Consider the following 18,535-nt stretch of genomic DNA (forward strand, 5'->3'; position numbering starts at 1 on the left):
CTCTTAAAGGGCGGAAGCGGAAGCGAGGTCCTGGCGCTCGAGGACGAGCGGTGCGGGTCCGGTCAATTTTACCCGTTCATGGGCGGCCAGTGACAGGGTGGCACCGAGCACATTGGGGCGGATCGGCAGTTCGCCGGCATCCAGGTCCAGCAGGCACACCAGCGTCACGCTGGCCGGGCGGCCATAGTCGAACAGTTCGTTGAGGGCGGCGCGGATGGTGCGGCCGCTCATCAGCACGTCATCCACCAGCACCAGGTGCTGGCCTTCGATCTCGAACGGCAGATCCGAAGGGCGCACTTGCGGGTGCAGGCCGTTCTGGCTGAAGTCGTCGCGGTAGAACGAGACATCCAGGGTGCCCAGTGGGCTCTCGTCGGCCAATTCCTGCTGCAGCGCCTGGGCCACCCATACGCCGCCGGTGCGGATGCCGATGAAGCGTGGCTCGGCGATGGCGCGGCGGGCCAGGTGGGCGCGAAGGTCGACGGCCATCTGCCGGATCAGGTCGGCGGGATTGGGTAGGCTCATTGCGTGCTCCTCGGAAGGCGGGCGCCGGGTAGCTCCGGCGGCAAAGCGGAATTAAACGTTGGCCTCCAGCCAGCCTTGCAGCAGCAGGGCGGCGGCGATGGCGTCGACCGGGTTGTCGCGGTAGCTGCCGTGACGGCCGCCACGGGCCATCTGCTCGCCCTTGGCTTCGAAGGTGGTCAGGCGTTCGTCGTGGGTGTGCACCGGCAGGTTGAAACGGCCGTTGAGGCGCCGGGCGAATTTCTCGGCGCGCTCGCTCATCTCGCTGGGGGTGCCGTCCATGTTCAGCGGCAGGCCGACGACGATGGCATCGGGTTTCCATTCCTTGATCAGTTTTTCGACCTGGTTCCAGTCCGGCACGCCGTTCTGTGCCTTGAGGACGCAGAGTTCGCGGGCCTGGCCGGTGATCACCTGGCCGACGGCCACGCCGATCTGTTTGCTGCCGTAGTCGAAGCCCAGCAGCAGGCGCAGTTCGGCCATCAGGCGTGCCCCGCCTGGCTGGTGAGCAGGCTCAGGTTGATGCCGAGGCTGGCAGCGGCCGCGCCGAGGCGCTGTTCGTTGTCCATGCCGAACAGGATCGCGGGGTCGAACGGGCAGTTGAGCCAGGCGTTGTCGGCCAGCTCCGCTTCCAGCTGGCCAGCTTCCCAGCCGGCATAGCCGAGGGTGATCAGGCTCTTTTTCGGGCCCACGCCGGCGGCGATGGCCAGCAGTACGTCCTGGGAGGTGGTCAGCGACAGGCCTTCCAGGGCCACGGTGGCCTGGAAGCTGCACTCATCGCTGTGCAGCACGAAACCACGGTCGGTCTGCACCGGGCCGCCCAGGTAGATGGGCACCTGCAGCGTGCTGGCCGGGGGCGTTTCGTCGGGGCGCAACTGTTCGAGAATGTCGCCCAGGTTCAGCTCCTGCGGGCGGTTTACCACCAGCCCCATGGCGCCGTTGGCGTTGTGCTCGACGATGTAGGTAAGGGTGTGGGCAAAGTTCGGGTCGGCCATGTGCGGCATGGCGATCAGGAACTGGTGCTTGAGGTAGCTGGGGGCGAAAGTTTTCATGAGCGCTAGTGTGGCGCCAGGTGGCGGGGCTGGCAAGGTGCGCAGTACCTGTGGGAGATCACCCAGCCCTGTGGGAGCGGGTTTACCCGCGAAGCAGGCAGCGCGGTGCATGGCACCGGCTTCGCCGGTGTTCGCGGGTAAACCCGCTCCCACAGGGGGCCAATTTGCTGGCCGATCAATTGCTCGAAAGTCGATCCCCGCGGGCAAACCGCCAGGTGCGGATGATCTCCAACCGGTCAAACTCCGCCATGTCCCCGGTAAACGGCGCGAACGGCGCGGCCAGCCGCACGATGCGCTGGGCCGCCTGGTCCAGCACTGGCTGGCCAGACGATTCCAGCACCAGCACTTCATACAGCGAGCCATCGCGGTTGATCGACACCATCAGCCGCAGGCTGCCGTACAACTGCTGGCGCCGTGCCTCGTCGGGGTAGTTGAGGTTGCCGATGCGCTCGACCTTCTTGCGCCACTCTTCCTTGTACCAGGCGCCCTTGTCGCGCATGGTCGAGGCCGCATTCAGGCGATGGATGCGCGGGCGTTTGGCGTACAGCTGCTGTTCGTTGGACAGCTCGGCCTCAAGGCTGGCGATCTGGCTGGACAACTGCGAGCTGTCGAAGTCCGGCACTTTCGCCTCGGCCTTGGGCTGCGGTTTGCTTTCCTTCGGCTTGGGCTCGACCTTCTGCGGTTTCGGTGCCTGGGTGGCGACCGCGGACTTCGATGGCGCGGGCGGCGACTCTACTCTCGCGGCCGGCGGCGGGGTGATCTTGTTGATCTTGCTGTCCTGGAACGGCGCCACCTCGGTGGTCTTGGGTACCGCTTTCTTGTCCAGGGTGCCGCTGCCCTGCTGGTTTTCCTGGGCCTGGAAATCGGCCTTCTCGGGCGCCTTCTCGCTCTTGAAGGTGGCCAGGGTGATGTCCATGGTGTGGCGGATTTCAGCGGGTTTGATCACCGTGAAGCCAACCCCCAGGATCAGCGCCAGGTGCACCAGCGCGGCCAGGAACAGGGTAAAGCCGAGCCGGTCCACCGGGCGAACGCGGGGTGGCAGCAGGTCAGCGGGGATGTCGGCGGGGAGCGTCATCGGGTATCCAAAGGCAGCTTCGAGTCACAAGCTGCAAGCTTCAAGCAGAGGCGGCTGAGTGCAGGCCTGCTTTTACTTGCGGCTTGCAGCTTGAAGCTTGCGGCTGCGCATCATACCCCACTGGGCGGTGTTGCCACCTGTCCTCGGTCAGCGCGCTTGCAGCTTGCGATCAATGGCATCCATCAGCTTGCCGCCGATATTGGTGTTGAACGCGGCGTCGATCTCGCGGATGCAGGTCGGGCTGGTGACGTTGATCTCGGTGAGATGTTCGCCGATCACGTCCAGGCCGACGAACAGCAGGCCCTTCTCGCGCAGGGTTGGGCCAACCTGGGCGGCGATCCAGCGATCGCGGTCGCTCAGCGGGCGGGCTTCGCCACGGCCACCGGCGGCCAGGTTGCCGCGGGTCTCGCCGCTGGCCGGGATGCGCGCCAGGCAGTAGTCCACCGGCTCGCCGTCGATCATCAGGATGCGCTTGTCGCCGTCCTTGATCGCCGGCAGGTAGGCCTGGGCCATGATCTGCTGGGCGCCCAGGGCGGTCAGGGTTTCGAGGATCACCGACAGGTTCGGGTCGCCGACCCGGTGGCGGAAGATCGAGGTGCCGCCCATGCCGTCCAGCGGCTTGAGGATCACGTCGCCGTGCTTGGCGGCGAACTCACGGATGATGTCCGGACGGCGGCTGACCAGGGTCGGCGGCGTGCACTGCGGGAACAGCGTGGCGAACAGCTTCTCGTTGCAGTCGCGCAGGCTCTGCGGGCGGTTGACCACCAGCACGCCGTCGGCCTCGGCCTGCTCCAGCAGGTAGGTGCTGTAGACGAACTCCATGTCGAACGGCGGGTCCTTGCGCATCAGGATCACGTCCAGCTCGCTGAGCAGGCTGTCCTGCTCGTCGCCCAGCTCGAACCAGCGCGCCGGGTCGGCAAACACCTTCAGCGGGCGCATCCGCGCGCGGGCTTTGCCTTCGCCCTGATACAGGTCGCGCTGTTCCATGTAGAACAGGCTCCAGCCACGCTCCTGGGCGGCCAGCAGCATGGCCAGCGAGCTGTCCTTTTTATAGGAGATGGACGCGATAGGGTCCATGACAATCCCGAGGCGAACGCTCATGGGGTAATTCCTCTTGGCGGCGAGTGGCCGCGATGGCACGAAAAAGTGGCTCAGGGTGGCGCCGGGCGCGCGCCCGGTCAAGGGGGCGGGCAGATGGAATGGCCCTGCGGAGTGTGCTAAAAAGGCTCGATCCAGCTTCAGGCCGCAAGCTATAAGCTACAAGACAGAGGCGCTGCGCAGCGATCTGCTTTTTCTTGTCGTTTGAAGCGTGCAGCTTACCGCTCATTCAATGTGGCGCAATTTATGGAACAACCCCTGAAGGTGATGGTGATCGACGATTCGCGCACGATCCGCCGCACTGCCCAGATGTTGCTCGGCGAGGCGGGCTGCGAGGTGATCACCGCCAGCGATGGTTTCGACGCCCTCGCCAAGATCATCGACCACAAGCCGCGGATCATCTTCGTCGATGTGCTCATGCCACGCCTGGACGGCTACCAGACCTGCGCACTGATCAAGCACAACAGCGCCTACAAGGACACCCCGGTGATCCTGCTTTCTTCCCGCGACGGCCTGTTCGACAAGGCCCGCGGCCGGGTGGTCGGCTCCGACCAGTTCCTGACCAAACCTTTCAGCAAGGAAGAACTGCTCGACGCAATCCGCGCCCATGTGCCCGGTTTCGCCGCGCAGGACCCAATCGCACCCTGACGCCGCCCAGTTGAAGGCGGCGTCTCACGTTCCTCATGGGGAAACAGCATGGCCCGAGTTCTGATTGTCGACGATTCGCCGACCGAGATGTACCGCTTGACCGAGTGGCTGGAAAAACACGGCCACCAGGTGCTCAAGGCCAGCAACGGCGCCGACGGCGTGGCCCTGGCCCGCCAGGAGAAGCCCGATGCGGTGCTGATGGACATCGTCATGCCCGGCATGAACGGTTTCCAGGCCACCCGCCAGCTGAGCAAAGACCCGGAAACCAGCGCCATCCCGGTGATCGTGGTCACCACCAAGGACCAGGAAACCGACCGCATCTGGGCCACGCGCCAGGGCGCCCGCGACTTCCTGACCAAGCCTGTGGAAGAGGACGCGTTGATCGCCAAGCTGGTCGAGGTGCTCGGCGCTTGACCACTCGCCCTCAGGGCGCGGCACTGACCGCCTTCGAGCTGCTGCTGGACATCGATCGGCGTTGCCGCCTGCTGGTGGCCGACCAGCCGCTCCAGGACACCCGCCTGCAGCAGTGGAGCGGCATCGGCTTTCGCATTGCCGGGCAATGGTTCGTCGCGCCCATGGGTGAAATTGCCGAAGTGCTGCGTGAGCCGCGCAGCAGCCGGGTGCCGGGGGTACAGCCCTGGGTATGCGGGGTGGCCAACCTGCGTGGGCGGCTGTTGCCGGTGATGGACCTGAGCGCGTTCTTCGGCTTAGGCCCTGCGGCGGCGGGCAAGCAGCGGCGGGTGCTGGTGCTGGACCACGAAGAGCTGTTCGCCGGGCTGCTGGTGGACGAGGTGGTGGGCCTGCAGCACTTCGCCCTGAGCAGCCTCGAACTGTCGCCGCCGCAGCCTTTGATTCGCGCCGCCGCACCCTTCGTGCAGGGGCATTTCCCCCGTGAGCGCAACTGGGCGATCTTCAGCCCGTTCGCCCTGGCCCAGGCGCCGGGCTTTCTCGATGTGGCGTTGTAGAGGACTTTCGACGTGAACAAGCCTGGCCCCTCCGTTTCCCCCGCCGCCGTGGCCCAGCGCCCGCGCAGCAGCGCGCAGATCACCGTGCTGTTCGTGGTGCTGATCCTGTCGATCGTGCTGCTGTTCGCCAACTTCGCCTACCTCAACACCCAGGCCAACCACGACAAGCAGTACATCGGGCATGCCGGCGAACTGCGCGTGCTGTCCCAGCGCATCGCCAAGAACGCCACCGAGGCGGCAGCCGGCAAGGCCCTGGCGTTCCGCCTGCTCAGTGATGCGCGCAACGATTTCGAGCGGCGCTGGAGCTACCTGCGCGAGGGCGACAAGGCCACCGGCCTGCCCGCCGCCCCGGCCACCGTGCGCGACGAAATGGACGCGGTGCGCCAGGACTGGGAAAACCTGCGCAAGAACACCGACACCATCCTGGCCAGCGAACAGACCGTGCTGTCGCTGCACCAGGTGGCGGCCACCCTGGCCGAGACCGTGCCGCAGTTGCAGGTCGAGTACGAAAAGGTGGTGGAGATCCTGCTGCAAAGCGGTGCCCCGGCCAGCCAGGTGGCGGTGGCCCAGCGCCAGCTGTTGCTGGCCGAGCGCATTCTCGGCTCGGTCAACACCGTGCTGGCCGGCGACGACAGCTCGGTGCAGGCCGCCGACACCTTCGGCCGCGACGCCAGCCGTTTCGGCCAGGTGCTCGAAGGCATGCTCGCCGGCAACCCGGCGATCCAGGTGACCCGGGTCGAAGACGCCGATGCCCGCGCGCGCCTGGCTGAAATTGCCGAGCTGTTCCAGTTCGTTGCCGGCTCGGTGGACGAAATTCTCGAAACATCGCCCGAGCTGTTCCGTGTGCGCGAAGCCGCCGGCAACATCTTCAGCCTCTCGCAAACCCTGCTCGACGAGGCCTCGCACCTGGCCAACGGCTTCGAAAACCTGGCCAGCGGGCGCACCCTCGACACCGTCGGCGGCTACGTGCTGGGCCTGCTGGCGCTGGCCTCGATCATCCTCATCGGCCTGGTGATGGTGCGCGCCACCCACCGCCAGCTGCGCGAAACCGCCGAGAAGAACGAACGCAACCAGCAGGCGATCATGCGCCTGCTCGACGAAATCGAAGAGCTGGCCGACGGCGACCTCACCGTCACGGTGGCGGTCACCGAAGACTTCACCGGCGCCATCGCCGACTCGATCAACTACTCGGTCGACCAGCTGCGCGACCTGGTCGCCACCATCAACCACAGCGCCGAGCAGGTCGCCGCCGCCGTGCAGGACACCCAGAACACCGCGCGCCAGTTGGCCAAGGCCTCCGAGCACCAGGCCGCGCAGATCAGCGAGGCCTCCGAGGCGGTGGGCGACATGGTCGAGTCGATCGACCGGGTATCGGCCCACGCCTACGAGTCGGCCAAGGTGGCCGAGCGTTCGGTCGCCATCGCCAACAAGGGCAACGAGGTGGTGCACAACACCATCAACGGCATGGACAACATCCGTGAGCAGATCCAGGACACCGCCAAGCGGATCAAGCGCCTGGGTGAGTCGTCCCAGGAAATCGGCGACATCGTCAGCCTGATCGACGACATTGCCGACCAGACCAACATCCTCGCCCTCAACGCGGCGATCCAGGCCTCGCTGGCCGGCGAGGCCGGGCGCGGCTTTGCCGTGGTCGCCGACGAAGTGCAACGCCTGGCCGAACGTTCGTCGTCGGCCACCCGGCAGATCGAGGCGCTGGTGCGCACCATCCAGGCCGACACCAACGAGGCGGTGATTTCCATGGAGCAGACCACCGCCGAAGTGGTGCGCGGCGCACGCCTGGCGCAGGACGCCGGGGTGGCGCTGGCCGAGATCGAAGGGGTATCGCAGACCCTGGCCGAACTTATCCACAGCATCTCCGACGCCGCCCAGCTGCAAACCTCGTCCGCCGGGCAGATCTCCCACACCATGGCGGTGATCCAGCAGATCACCGCGCAGACCTCCGCCGGTTCCGGCGCCACCGCTGACAGCATCCGCCACCTGGCACGCATGGCCAGTGAAATGCGCCGCTCGGTGTCGGGCTTCACCCTGCCGGCCGCGGCCGAGCGCCGCTGATGGAGCAGTCCATGACGTCGGTGGTGGCGAGCAGCGAACGGCACGACACGGTCGCCCTGGCCTGGACCAAGGCGCCCATCCTCGATTGCCTGGGCCAGGCGCGCCAGGCCCTGGAACATTTCACCGGGGCGCCGGACGACCTGTCGAACCTGATCTTCTTCGTCGACAACCTGCACCAGGTGCACGGTTGCCTGCGCATGCTCGAATTGCCCGGCGCCACGCGCCTGGCCGAAGAGCTGGAGCTGCTTGGGCGGGCCATGGCCGAGGGCCAGGTCAGCCCCCGCGGCGAATGCCTGGGCGCACTGTTCCGGGGCCTGGAGCAACTGCCGCCGTACCTCGACCGGCTGCGCGGGGCGCGCCACGACCTGCCGCTGGTGGTGATGCCGCTGCTCAACCAGCTGCGGGCCTGCCGAGGCGCCGAGGCACTGGCCCAGGGCAGCCTGCTGGGTGAGCTCGGCACGCGCCTGGCCGGTGCCGAAGACCTGGCCAACCTCGACCTGTCGCTGGGCAACTGGCGCGAGCACATGCAGGCCGGCGCCGGGCGCGATGCCCTGCGTTCGGTGGTCTCGGCCCTGTGCGACGACCTGATGCGCATCAAGGACCAGCTCGACCCCCTGGTCAGTGACGAGCGGCCGCCACGGGCGCCGCTGCAAGCCTTGCTCGCACCGCTGCGCCACGTCGCCGATACCCTGGCGGTGCTGGGCTTCCAGCAGCCACGGCGGGTGATCATCGACCAGGTGCTGGCGTTGCAGGCCCTGGTGGAGCAGGACGACAGCGTGAATGAAGCGGTGCTGATGGATGTGGCCGGGGCGCTGCTGTATGTGGAAGCGACGCTCAACGGCATGGTCGGCCCGCTGGAAGAAAGCCAGCCCGGCAGCCTGCCCGGCTCGGACCTGGCCGAGATCCGCCAGTTGGTACTCCACGAGTCGCTCAACGTCTTGCAGCAGGCCAAGGACCTGATTGGCGACTGCCTTGAGTCGGACTGGTCGCGCCAACGCCTGCAAGCCCTGCCGGGGCTGTTGCAGCAGGTGCGCGGCGCCCTGGCGATGCTGATGCTGCCGGCCGCCGCCGAGGTGTTCGCCGGCGCCGCCGGTTATGTGCAGGGCTGGCTGGTGCACCTGGAGGACGAGCCACTGCCCGACGAGCTGGCGCACCTGGCCGACGCGCTGTGCGCCGCCGAGGCATACCTGCAATGGCGCGTGGCCGACCCGTTGGCCGATGCGCAACCCTTCATCGAGATGGCCCGCGCCAGCCTGGCTGCACTGGGTGTGCAGTGCCAGGCGCTGGAGCCGTCGGCCAGCAGCGGCCGGGCCGTGGATGGCATCGATGACGAGCTGCGCGACGTATTCCTCGAAGAAGCCGGCGAGCTGTTGCCGGAAATCGAACGTCACTGGCTACGCTGGCGCGCCGACAACAACCTGCGCGATGCATTGATCGAAGTGCGCCGTGCCTTGCATACCCTCAAGGGCAGTGGGCGCATGGTCCATGCCGAGGCCGTGGCGGAGCTGGCATGGGGCGCCGAGCACCTGCTCAACCGGGTGCTGGAGGGGCGTATCGCGCTCAGCGCCGAGGGGCTGGTCGCGCTGCAGCAGGTGTTCGTGCGCCTGCCCGACTTGCTGGCCGATTTCGCCGCCAGCCAGTTGCCGGCCAGCGCCGAGATCGAACAACTGGCCGCCCACCTGCATGCGCTGGCGCTCAACGACGCGGCGCCCGGCGCCAGCATCGACGGGCTCGACCCGCAGCTGCTGGAGATCTTCCGCAACGAAGCCCAGGGCCATCTGGCCGGCCTCGATGCCTTCCTGCACACGGCCAACGCCGAAGGCACGCCGGTCAGCGACGGCCTGCAGCGCGCACTGCACACGCTCAAGGGCAGCGCGGCCATGGCCGGGGTGATGCCGGTGGCCGAGCTTGCCACCGCGCTCGACCGCCTGGTGCGTGAGTACAAGGGCCACGAACTGCCCCTGCTGCTGGTGGAAATCGAACTGCTGGAAGCGGCCCGGGCCCTGTTCCACCTGGGCCTGGCACAACTGGGCAGCACGCCGCTGGCGCCGATCACCGGTGCCGCCGCGCTGATCGAACAGGTCGGTCAAACCGTCGATGCACGCCTGGCGCAGTTGCACAGCGACCCCCACCAGGTGCGGCGCAGCCGTCGCGACCCACAGTTGATCGCCGCTTTCCTGGCCGCAGGCATGGACACCTTGCTCGACGCCGAGGCGCAACTGGCGCACTGGCAGCAACAGCCGGCGCTGCGCCAGGCGCTGGACCCTTTGCTGGATGCCATGACCAGCCTCAGCCATGCGGCTCACCAGGCCGAGCTGTGGCAGGTGGATGAAATCTGCGAAGGCTTGCTCGACCTGTATGGCGCGGTGGAAGAGGGCAGCCTGGCGGCCACGCCGAGGTTCTTCGAAGTCGCCGGCCAGGCTCATGAAGTGCTGCTCGATATGCTCGACGAGATCGCCGCCGGGCAGGACCTGAATGCGCGCCCCGAGTGCCTGGCGGCCTTGCGCGGGTTGCTCGACGATGCGCTCGACCCGTCGGTGATGGGCGTGGTCGGCGCCGAGGGGGTGACGCCGCTGCCGGCGCCAGCCTTGGTCGAGCTGTTCCTGGAGGAGGCCGGGGACATCCTCGACAGCGCCAACCAGGCCCTGCAGCAGTGGCAAGGCGAGCCGGGCAACGTCACGGTGCTGTCTTCGCTGCAGCATGATGCACTGACCCTCAAGGGCGGGGCGCAGATGGCCGCGATCGGCGCGGTGGAAGTGCTCGCCCAGGAGTTGGCGCTGCTTTACGAAGGGCTGGTGGACCGTCGCCTGGGGGCCAGCGCAGCGCTTTTCGACTTGCTGCGGCGCAGCCATGCGGCGCTGGCCGAGATGCTGCACAGCCTGCGCCAGGGCGAGGCTCCGGTCTCGGCAGTGACGCTGCTGGGCGAGCTGCGCGAGTTTCGCCAGACCGCGCCGCCGCCCAGCCCGGCCGAGCTGCCCGGCACGCCCGAAGAGCAGGCCCAGGCCGCAGGCGACAAGGAGCTGCTGGAAGTCTTCCTCGAAGAGAGCTCCGACATCGTCGAGAGCGCCGCCGATGCCCTGGATCGCTGGCAGGCCGACCCGCGTAGCACGGTCGAGGTGGAGAACCTGCTGCGTGACCTGCACACCCTCAAGGGCGGCGCGCGGATGGTCGAGATCGCCGCCATTGGCGACCTGGCCCACGAACTGGAATTCCTTTACGAGTTGCTGGCCGCAGGCAGGCTGCCGCCGACGCCGGCCTTGTTCAGCCTGCTGCAGAACTGCCACGACCGCCTGGCCCACATGCTCGATGCCGTGCGCCTGGGCCAGCCGCTGCATGCCGCCACGGCGCTGATCGACTACATCCGCAACTTCTCCAGCGCCGCGCTGACCGACAGTGCCGCCGCAGCGCCGCAGGTCGAGGCCACGCCCGCCGAGCTGCCGGCCGCCGCGCCGGAGCGGGCCGGGGACATGATCAAGGTCGATGCCGAGCTGCTCGACGACCTGGGCAACCTGGCCGGCGAGCACACGGTGATCCGCGGGCGCATCGAACAGCAGGTCAACGATGCGCAGTTCGCCCTCAACGAAATGGAGACCACGCTGGAGCGCATGCGCGACCAGCTGCTGCGCCTGGACATCGAAACCCAGGGGCGGATCTCCAGTCGCCAGCAGTTCGAGGGCGACGCCTACGACGATTTCGACCCGCTGGAAATGGACCGCCACTCGCAGCTGCAGCAGCTGTCGCGGGCCCTGTTCGAATCGGCGTCGGACCTGCTCGACCTGAAAGAGACCCTGCTGCAGCGCTCGCAGGAAACCCACAGCCTTCTGCAGCAGCAGGCGCGGGTCAACAGCCAGTTGCAGGAAGGCCTGACCGCCACCCTGATGGTGCCGTTCGAACGCCTGGTACCGCGCTTGCAGCGGGTGGTGCGGCAGGTGGCCAGCGAGCTGGGCAAGCAGGTCGAGCTGGTGGTCGGCAACGCCGAGGGCGAGCTCGACCGCAGTGTGCTGGAGCGCATGGTGGCGCCGCTGGAGCACATGCTGCGCAACGCCGTCGACCACGGCCTGGAAGGCCGCGAGGCACGCCTGGCCGCCGGCAAGCCGGAGCAGGGCACCATCCACCTCAACCTGCTGCATGAAGGCGCCGACATCGTCATCGAAATGAGCGACGACGGCGCCGGGGTGCCGCTGGAAGCGGTGCGCAACAAGGCGATCAAGCGCGGCCTGCTCGACCCCCAGGCGCGCTTGAGCGACCACGAGATCCTGCAATTCATCCTGCGCCCCGGGTTCTCCACGGCCGAAAAGATCACCCAGATTTCCGGGCGCGGCCTGGGCATGGACGTGGTCCATGAAGAGGTCAAGCAGCTGGGCGGTTCGATGAGCATCGAGTCCAGCCCGGGCAAGGGCGCGCGTTTTCTCATCCGCCTGCCGTTCACCGTGTCGGTGAACCGGGCGCTGATGGTGCACCTGGGCGACGAGCAGTACGCCATCCCGCTCAATACCATCGAAGGGATCGTGCGGGTGCCGGCCGCAGAGCTCGAGGCCTGCTACCGCCTCGACCCGCCGCGCTACACCTACGCCGGCCACGACTACGCCCTGCGCTATCTCGGCGAGCTGGTGCAGGGCGGTGGCCAGCCCGGGCTGCTGGGCCAGAGTGTGCCGCTGCCGGTGCTGCTCACCCATTCCCAGGAGCAGTCGTTCGCCATCCAGGTCGACAGCCTGTCGCCCAGCCGCGAAATCGTGGTCAAGAGCCTCGGGCCGCAGTTCGCGGCCGTGCCGGGGCTGTCGGGTGCGACGCTGCTCGGCGATGGCCGGGTGGTGCTGATTCTCGATCTGCTGGGCCAGTTGCGCGGCCAGCAACGGCGCCTGGCGCGCCTGCCGGGTGCCGGCGACGGCCAGCGCGCGCTGACCGGGCCTGCACCCCGCCGGGCGTTGCTGGTGATGGTGGTGGATGACTCGGTGACCGTGCGCAAGGTCACCAGCCGCCTGCTGGAGCGCCACGGCATGAGCGTGCTGACCGCCAAGGACGGTGTCGATGCCATGGCCCTGCTCGAAGAGCACCGCCCGGATGTGCTGTTGCTGGATATCGAGATGCCGCGCATGGACGGCTTCGAAGTGGCTACGCGCATCCGCCGTGACGAGCGCCTCAAGCAACTGCCGATCATCATGATTACCTCGCGCACGGGGCAGAAGCACCGTGAGCGGGCCATGGCCATCGGCGTCAACGAGTACCTTGGCAAGCCGTACCAGGAGTCGGTCCTGTTGCAGAGCATCGCCTACTGGAGCCAGCACCATGCTTGACCATATCGCCGGGCAGCGCAGCAGCCTGACCGGGCTGTTGCTGCCCCTGGGCGACCGTGCCCTGGTGCTGCCGAACGTGGCGGGGGCCGAATTGATCGGCCACCGCGCCATCGCCTGTGAGCCGGGCGAGCCCGGCTGGCACCTGGGCTGGGTCGACTGGCGCCAGCAGCGCTTGCCGCTGGTCGGTTTCGAGGCCGCCTGCGGTGGGCACACCCCGTGCGGTGAGCGGGCGCGGATCGTCGTGCTCAATGCCCTGGGCGATACCGGGCTGCGTTACCTGGCGCTGCTGCTGCAGGGCATTCCGCGTTCGTGCAAGCTCGACAGCCAGCTCAATTACGTGGATGTGCCGCTGGCCGCGCTGGAGCTGGCGGCGGTGCAGGTGGGCGAGCAGGTGGCACGGGTGCCGGATCTGGCGGCGCTGGAACGGATGGTGCGTGACGCGCAACTGCAACCTGGCCTTGGTTAGGATGTAGGCAGTCCCGGCCCTATCGCGGGGCAAGCCCGCTCCCACGCTCGAGAGCAAACCGTGGGAGTTGGCTTGCCCCGCGATGAGGCCGTCAGGAACCCTGCTGGCCCTCGGAGGTCTGTGCTTGCATGTATTACGGTGAACGTTTCAATGCCTGGACCCACCTGGTCGGCGCGGTATTGGCCTGCATCGGCGCGGTGTGGCTGATCGTCGTCGCGGGCCTGCAGGGCGATCCCTGGAAGATCGTCAGCTTCTCCATCTACGGCTTCACGCTGCTGCTGCTCTACAGCATCTCCACCCTCTATCACAGCACCCGCGGCAGGGCGAAGCAGGTCATGCGCAAGCTCGACCATCTGTCGATCTACCTGCTGATCGCCGGCAGCTACACACCGTTCTGCCTGGTCAGCCTGCGCGGGCCCTGGGGCTGGAGCCTGTTCGGGGTGGTCTGGGGGTTGGCGCTGATCGGCATGCTGCAGGAGATCAAGCCGCGCTCGGAGGCGCGCATCCTGTCGATCGTCATCTACGCGGTGATGGGCTGGATCGTGCTGGTGGCGGTCAAGCCGTTGCTGTACAGCCTGGGTACCGCCGGCTTCACCTGGCTGGCGGCCGGCGGTGTGTTCTACACCGTCGGCATCCTGTTCTTCGCCTTCGACAGCCGGTTCCGGCACTGGCACGGCATCTGGCACCTGTTCGTCATCGCCGGCAGCCTGATGCACTTCGTCGCGGTGTTCTTCTACGTGAGTTAGAAGTCGCCCCACAGCTGTTGCGCCACCGACAGCGCCACCACTGGCGCGGTCTCGGTGCGCAGCACCCGCGGGCCGAGGCGGGCGGCTTGGTAGCCGGCGGCCTTGGCCTGCTCGACTTCGGCATCGCTCAGGCCGCCTTCGGGGCCGATCAGGAAGGCCAGGCGTGCGGGCTTGGGGTGGCTGGTCAACGGCTCGGCCACCGGGTGCAGCACCAGCTTGAGGTCGGCCTCGCAGGCCTTGAGCCATTCGGCCAGGGTGAGCGGCGGGTGGATCACCGGCAGGGTCGAGCGGCCGCACTGCTCGCAGGCGCTGATGGCCACCTGGCGCCAGTGGGCCAGGCGTTTGTCGGCGCGCTCGTCCTTCAGGCGTACTTCGCAGCGTTCGCTGACGATCGGGGTGATTTCGTTGGCGCCCAGTTCGGTGGCTTTCTGGATGGCCCAGTCCATGCGCTCGCCCCGGGACAGGCCCTGGCCGAGGTGGATGTGCAGTGGCGATTCGGCCTGGCCGGGGAGGGCCTGGTCGAGGCTGACGCGCACGCTTTTCTTGCCGACCTCGAGCAGTTGGCCAAGGTATTCCTGGCCGCTGCCGTCGAACAACTGCACGGCGTCGCCGGCAGCCATGCGCAGCACGCGGCCGATGTAGTGGGCCTGGGCTTCGGGCAGGTCGTGCTCGCCGAGGGCCAGGGGGGCGTCGATGAAGAAGCGGGAGAGTCTCATGGTTCAGCTCGGGAAAAGGTTGTCATAGACCCTGTGGGAGCGGGTTTACCCGCGAATTCGGCGGCGCGGCCACCATCGTATTCGCGGGTAAACCCGCTCCCACAGGGTATGCGGCGATGCTGCTGGTTAGCCCGGATCGCGGAAGTCGGGGTGGAAGTTGGCCGGTACCGCCACACTGACGCTGTCGCGGGTGGCAATGTCGATACCTTCGCTGGCCACTTCGGCGAGGAAGTCGATCTGCTCCGGGGTGATCACGTAAGGCGGCAGGAAATACACCACGCTGCCCAGCGGGCGCAACAGCGCGCCACGGGTCAGGGCATGCTCGAACACCTTCAGGCCGCGACGCTCCTGCCAGGGGTAGGCGGCCTTGCTGGCCTTGTCCTGAACCATCTCGATGGCCAGGGCCATGCCGGTCTGGCGGATCTCGGCGACGTGGGCATGGTCGGCCAGGTGCGCGGTGGCACTGGCCATGCGTGCCGACAGGGCCTTGTTGGCCTCGATCACGTTGTCCTGCTCGAAGATGTCCAGGGTCGCCAGGGCGGCGGCACAGGCCAGCGGGTTGCCGGTGTAGCTGTGCGAGTGGAGGAACGCGCGCAGGGTCGGGTAGTCGTCATAGAAGGCCTGGTAGACCTTGTCGGTGGTCAGGCAGGCGGCCAGCGGCAGGTAGCCGCCGGTCAGCGCCTTGGACAGGCACAGGAAGTCCGGGCGGATGCCGGCCTGTTGGCAGGCGAACATCGTGCCGGTGCGGCCAAAGCCCACGGCGATCTCGTCGTGGATCAGGTGCACGTCGTAGCGGTCGCAGGCTTCGCGCAGCAGCTTGAGGTAGACCGGGTGGTACATGCGCATGCCGCCAGCGCCCTGGATCAGCGGCTCGACGATCACGGCGGCGATGGTCGCGTGGTGCTCGGCCAGGGTCTGCTCCATGGCGGCGAACATGTTGCGCGAGTGTTCTTCCCAGCCCATGCCCTCGGGGCGCAGGTAGCAGTCCGGGCTGGGCACCTTGATGGTGTCCAGCAGCAGCGCCTTGTAGGTTTCGGTGAACAGCGGCACGTCACCCACCGACATCGCGGCGATGGTCTCGCCGTGGTAGCTGTTGGTCAGGGTAACGAAGCGCTTTTTCGCAGGTTTGCCGGTGTTCTGCCAGTAGTGGAAGCTCATCTTCAGCGCCACTTCGATGCACGACGAGCCGTTGTCGGCGTAGAACACCCGGTCCAGGCCAGCCGGGGTCATGGCCACCAGGCGCTCGGACAGCTCGATCACCGGCTGATGGCTGAAGCCGGCCAGGATCACGTGTTCGAGCTGGTCGACCTGGTCCTTGATGCGCTGGTTGATGCGTGGGTTGGCGTGGCCGAACACGTTGACCCACCAGGAGCTGACCGCGTCCAGGTAGCGCTTGCCCTCGAAGTCCTCGAGCCATACGCCTTCGCCGCGCTTGATCGGGATCAGCGGCAGCTGCTCGTGGTCTTTCATCTGGGTGCAGGGGTGCCACAGGACCTTGAGGTCGCGTTGCATCCACTGATCGTTGAGGCCCATGGGCACTTCTCCTGGCTTGGCGGCGTGGCTTGACCGCGTAAGCCTAAGCAAAGCGGGCAGGCGGGACAACCGCCGGATGCATTGCTACGGGGCGGCTTCAGACAAAAATTCCAGCCGCTAAAAGCACTTGCTGCGACCAACTGGCAGGGTGTGCGGACCTGACGTATTCTTAGCGCTACTTTCCCTGGGGTATTCCTCCCCTTTTTTCTCAGTGATTTCTGAACCGGAGTTCGCCGACATGGCTGCTGCTTGGGTGCGCCTGTGCGCGTTGGTATTGATTGGTGTGTCCAGCGCTGGCGCGCTGGCCAAGGACAAGACGGCAATCGTCGTCGGTGGCGGCCTGGCGGGCCTGACGGCCGCCTATGAGCTGCAGAGCAAGGGCTGGCAGGTCACCCTGCTGGAGGCCAAGGCGGGCATGGGCGGGCGTTCGGGCCTGGCCACCAGCGAGTGGATCGGCAACAACAAGACCCAGCCGGTGCTCAACCAGTACCTGGAGCGCTTCAAGGTCGGTACCTTGCCCGCGCCGGAGTTTGTCCGTACCCCTGGCTACCTGATCGACGGCGAGTATTTCAGCGCCACCGACCTGGCCACCAAGCAGCCGGCCACGGCCGAGGCGCTCAAGCGCTATGAGAAGACCCTGGACGACCTGGCACGCTCGATCGAAGACCCACTGAACCCGGCGGCCAACAGCACCCTGTTCGCCCTCGACCAGATCAACGTCTCTACCTGGCTCGACAAGCTGCAACTGCCAGCGACCGCGCGTCAGCTGGTGAACCAGCAGATCCGCACCCGCTACGACGAACCGTCGCGCCTGTCCTTGCTGTATTTCGCCCAGCAGAGCCGTGTGTACCGCAATGTCAGCGACCGCGACCTGCGCGCCGCGCGCCTGCCCGGTGGCAGCCCGGTGCTGGCCCAGGCCTTCGTCAAGCAGCTCAAGACCATCAAGACCAGCTCGCCGGTCACTGCCATCGTGCAGGACAAGGACGGCGTGACGGTCAAGGTCGGCTCGGTCGGCTACCAGGCCGATTACCTGGTCATGGCCGTGCCGCTGCGTGCGCTGGCCAAGATCCAGATGACCCCAGGCCTGGACAACCAGCACCTGGCCGCGCTCAAGGGCACCAATTACGGCTGGCGCGACCAGCTGATGCTCAAGTTCAAGAGCCCGGTCTGGGAAAGCCGCGCGCGCATGTCGGGTGAAATCTTCAGCAACACCGGCCTGGGCATGCTGTGGATCGAGCCGGCGCTCAAGGGTGGCGCCAACGTGGTGATCAACCTGTCCGGTGACAATGCCCGCCTGCTGCAGGCGTTCGGCGACAAGCAGATGGTCGATCAGGTGCTGATCCGCCTGCATGCGTTCTATCCGCAGGCCCGTGGTGCCTTCACCGGCTACGAGGTGCGCCGCTACAGCACCGACGCTGGCATGGGTGGCGCCTACCTGGCCTTCGGCCCCGGCCAGATCAGCAAGTACTGGCGCCTGTGGGAGCGCCCGGTGCAACGCATCACTTTTGCCGGCGAGCACACCGACGCGCTGTACCCGGGCACCCTTGAAGGCGCCCTGCGCAGTGGCCAGCGCGCCGCCGGCCAAGTGCAGGACCTGGCGGCGGGCAAGTCGTTCGACCCGGTCAAAGCGGTCGCGGCCACCGCAGCGGCAGGTACCGTGGCGGCAGCGGCGGCCAAGGACAAGGGCGGGTTCTTCTCCAACCTGTTCGGCGGCTCGTCCGACAAGGCCGAGAAGGCGCCTGCCAAGCCAGAGCCGGTGAAGGTTGAAGAGGCCAAGCAAGACAAGCCAGGGTTCTTCTCGCGTCTGTTCGGCGGTGGCGACAAGCCAGAGGTCAAGGCCGCGCCGGTCGCCAAGGTGGAAGAGGTGGCGCCGGCCCCGGCCCCAGCGCAGGCTCCGGCAGCCCCTGCCGTGGTGGCCAAGGAAGAGCCGGTCAAGGCCGTCCCTGCCAAAGCTGCGCCGGCCAAGCCTGCTGCGCAGAAGCCGGCAGCCAAGCAGGCGCACAAACCTGCTGCCAAGCCTGCGCCAGTGAAGAAAGCCACGGCCAAGAGCGAGCCCGCGAAAAAGGCCGTGGTGAACAGCCAGGCCAAGGCTGACTAGCCCCACTTAACGGGTTTGCACGTGCACTGTAGGAGCGGCCTTGTGCCGCGAAAGGGCTGCGCAGCAGCCCCCTGCAATCCATGTGGTAATGCTGGGGCCGCTTTGCGGCCCTTTCGCGGCACAAGGCCGCTCCTACAGGAAGTTCGCGCAGGACATACAGTGCAGTACCTGTAGGAACGGCTATCGTTAACGTTTCCTTAATGGCAAGCTTACAAAATTGTTATCGGATTTCTCGATCATCCGAAGCAAGTTTTT

At 67.0% G+C, this 18,535-nt stretch carries 15 protein-coding genes; 8 read left to right on the forward strand and 7 right to left on the reverse strand.

Annotated features, from left to right (window positions below; all coding sequences use genetic code 11):
* Positions 1–3 precede the first annotated feature (3 nt).
* The 5 genes from pyrR to gshB all read right to left on the reverse strand — a co-directional run bounded on the left by pyrR (position 4) and on the right by gshB (position 3,744).
* A complete protein-coding gene (gene pyrR / locus ABE459_RS14295) occupies positions 4–522 on the reverse strand; it encodes a bifunctional pyr operon transcriptional regulator/uracil phosphoribosyltransferase PyrR (protein WP_323830742.1) in 519 nt (172 codons plus the stop codon).
* Positions 523–573: 51 nt separating this feature from the next.
* Positions 574–999 (reverse strand): Holliday junction resolvase RuvX, encoded by a 426-nt coding sequence (gene ruvX, locus ABE459_RS14300; protein ID WP_110994144.1) that lies wholly within the window; start codon positions 997–999, stop codon positions 574–576.
* Positions 999–1,568: a YqgE/AlgH family protein gene (locus ABE459_RS14305; RefSeq protein ID WP_125465837.1), complete on the reverse strand. Its 570-nt coding sequence runs from the start codon at positions 1,566–1,568 to the stop codon at positions 999–1,001. Before ABE459_RS14305 ends, ruvX begins: the two co-directional genes overlap by 1 nt.
* Before the next feature lie 175 nt (positions 1,569–1,743).
* On the reverse strand, positions 1,744–2,643 hold the full coding sequence (locus tag ABE459_RS14310; RefSeq protein WP_323830741.1) for an energy transducer TonB: 900 nt from the start codon (positions 2,641–2,643) through the stop codon (positions 1,744–1,746).
* A gap of 147 nt (positions 2,644–2,790) precedes the next feature.
* Positions 2,791–3,744, reverse strand: coding sequence for a glutathione synthase (gshB, locus tag ABE459_RS14315; protein WP_125465835.1), 954 nt, complete (start codon positions 3,742–3,744; stop codon positions 2,791–2,793).
* Between the two features lie 243 nt (positions 3,745–3,987).
* On the opposite strand from gshB, the gene pilG reads away from it, so the two are divergent.
* From pilG to ABE459_RS14350, 7 genes are all read left to right on the forward strand, one after another.
* Positions 3,988–4,389: a twitching motility response regulator PilG gene (gene pilG, locus ABE459_RS14320; protein WP_110994149.1), complete on the forward strand. Its 402-nt coding sequence runs from the start codon at positions 3,988–3,990 to the stop codon at positions 4,387–4,389.
* Positions 4,390–4,437: 48 nt separating this feature from the next.
* Positions 4,438–4,803 carry a twitching motility response regulator PilH gene (gene pilH / locus ABE459_RS14325; protein ID WP_110994150.1) on the forward strand — a complete coding sequence of 122 codons (366 nt, stop codon included), beginning with the start codon at positions 4,438–4,440 and terminating at the stop codon, positions 4,801–4,803.
* The gene (locus ABE459_RS14330; RefSeq protein ID WP_125465834.1) at positions 4,800–5,354 is read left to right on the forward strand and encodes a chemotaxis protein CheW; all 555 of its coding nucleotides are present in this window, start codon (positions 4,800–4,802) and stop codon (positions 5,352–5,354) included. The genes pilH and ABE459_RS14330 overlap by 4 nt, the downstream gene beginning before the upstream one ends.
* A gap of 12 nt (positions 5,355–5,366) precedes the next feature.
* Positions 5,367–7,427, forward strand: coding sequence for a methyl-accepting chemotaxis protein (locus tag ABE459_RS14335; protein ID WP_125465833.1), 2,061 nt, complete (start codon positions 5,367–5,369; stop codon positions 7,425–7,427).
* 11 nt (positions 7,428–7,438) lie between these two features.
* Positions 7,439–12,721, forward strand: a complete 5,283-nt coding sequence (locus ABE459_RS14340; RefSeq protein ID WP_323830740.1) for an Hpt domain-containing protein — start codon at positions 7,439–7,441, stop codon at positions 12,719–12,721.
* Entirely contained in the window at positions 12,714–13,187 is a 474-nt protein-coding gene (locus ABE459_RS14345; protein ID WP_346648047.1) for a chemotaxis protein CheW, read from the forward strand. Before ABE459_RS14340 ends, ABE459_RS14345 begins: the two co-directional genes overlap by 8 nt.
* A gap of 128 nt (positions 13,188–13,315) precedes the next feature.
* Positions 13,316–13,933 (forward strand): hemolysin III family protein, encoded by a 618-nt coding sequence (locus ABE459_RS14350; RefSeq protein WP_125465830.1) that lies wholly within the window; start codon positions 13,316–13,318, stop codon positions 13,931–13,933.
* Here the strand turns inward: ABE459_RS14350 and ABE459_RS14355 are convergent.
* Positions 13,930–14,649, reverse strand: coding sequence for a 16S rRNA (uracil(1498)-N(3))-methyltransferase (locus ABE459_RS14355; protein ID WP_125465829.1), 720 nt, complete (start codon positions 14,647–14,649; stop codon positions 13,930–13,932). The genes ABE459_RS14350 and ABE459_RS14355 overlap by 4 nt on opposite strands.
* Before the next feature lie 126 nt (positions 14,650–14,775).
* Positions 14,776–16,182: an adenosylmethionine--8-amino-7-oxononanoate transaminase gene (locus ABE459_RS14360; RefSeq protein WP_125465828.1), complete on the reverse strand. Its 1,407-nt coding sequence runs from the start codon at positions 16,180–16,182 to the stop codon at positions 14,776–14,778.
* A 238-nt stretch (positions 16,183–16,420) separates the two neighbouring features.
* Here ABE459_RS14360 and ABE459_RS14365 point away from each other — a divergent pair, with 238 nt between their 5' ends.
* The gene (locus ABE459_RS14365; RefSeq protein ID WP_323830739.1) at positions 16,421–18,280 is read left to right on the forward strand and encodes an FAD-dependent oxidoreductase; all 1,860 of its coding nucleotides are present in this window, start codon (positions 16,421–16,423) and stop codon (positions 18,278–18,280) included.
* Positions 18,281–18,535 lie beyond the last annotated feature (255 nt).

Source organism: Pseudomonas sp. TWI923 (assembly GCF_039673365.1).
Taxonomy (GTDB): Bacteria; Pseudomonadota; Gammaproteobacteria; order Pseudomonadales; family Pseudomonadaceae; genus Aquipseudomonas; species Aquipseudomonas sichuanensis.

Excerpts from the sequence above, each read along its gene's own strand:
- pyrR (WP_323830742.1), bottom strand. The coding sequence starts at position 522 with ATGAGCCTACCCAATCCCGCCGACCTGATCCGGCAGATGGCCGTCGAC.
- ruvX (WP_110994144.1), bottom strand. The coding sequence starts at position 999 with ATGGCCGAACTGCGCCTGCTGCTGGGCTTCGACTACGGCAGCAAACAG.
- ABE459_RS14305 (WP_125465837.1), bottom strand. The coding sequence starts at position 1,568 with ATGAAAACTTTCGCCCCCAGCTACCTCAAGCACCAGTTCCTGATCGCC.
- ABE459_RS14310 (WP_323830741.1), bottom strand. The coding sequence starts at position 2,643 with ATGACGCTCCCCGCCGACATCCCCGCTGACCTGCTGCCACCCCGCGTT.
- gshB (WP_125465835.1), bottom strand. The coding sequence starts at position 3,744 with ATGAGCGTTCGCCTCGGGATTGTCATGGACCCTATCGCGTCCATCTCC.
- pilG (WP_110994149.1), top strand. The coding sequence starts at position 3,988 with ATGGAACAACCCCTGAAGGTGATGGTGATCGACGATTCGCGCACGATC.
- pilH (WP_110994150.1), top strand. The coding sequence starts at position 4,438 with ATGGCCCGAGTTCTGATTGTCGACGATTCGCCGACCGAGATGTACCGC.
- ABE459_RS14340 (WP_323830740.1), top strand. The coding sequence starts at position 7,439 with ATGACGTCGGTGGTGGCGAGCAGCGAACGGCACGACACGGTCGCCCTG.
- ABE459_RS14345 (WP_346648047.1), top strand. The coding sequence starts at position 12,714 with ATGCTTGACCATATCGCCGGGCAGCGCAGCAGCCTGACCGGGCTGTTG.
- ABE459_RS14350 (WP_125465830.1), top strand. The coding sequence starts at position 13,316 with ATGTATTACGGTGAACGTTTCAATGCCTGGACCCACCTGGTCGGCGCG.
- ABE459_RS14355 (WP_125465829.1), bottom strand. The coding sequence starts at position 14,649 with ATGAGACTCTCCCGCTTCTTCATCGACGCCCCCCTGGCCCTCGGCGAG.
- ABE459_RS14360 (WP_125465828.1), bottom strand. The coding sequence starts at position 16,182 with ATGGGCCTCAACGATCAGTGGATGCAACGCGACCTCAAGGTCCTGTGG.
- ABE459_RS14365 (WP_323830739.1), top strand. The coding sequence starts at position 16,421 with ATGGCTGCTGCTTGGGTGCGCCTGTGCGCGTTGGTATTGATTGGTGTG.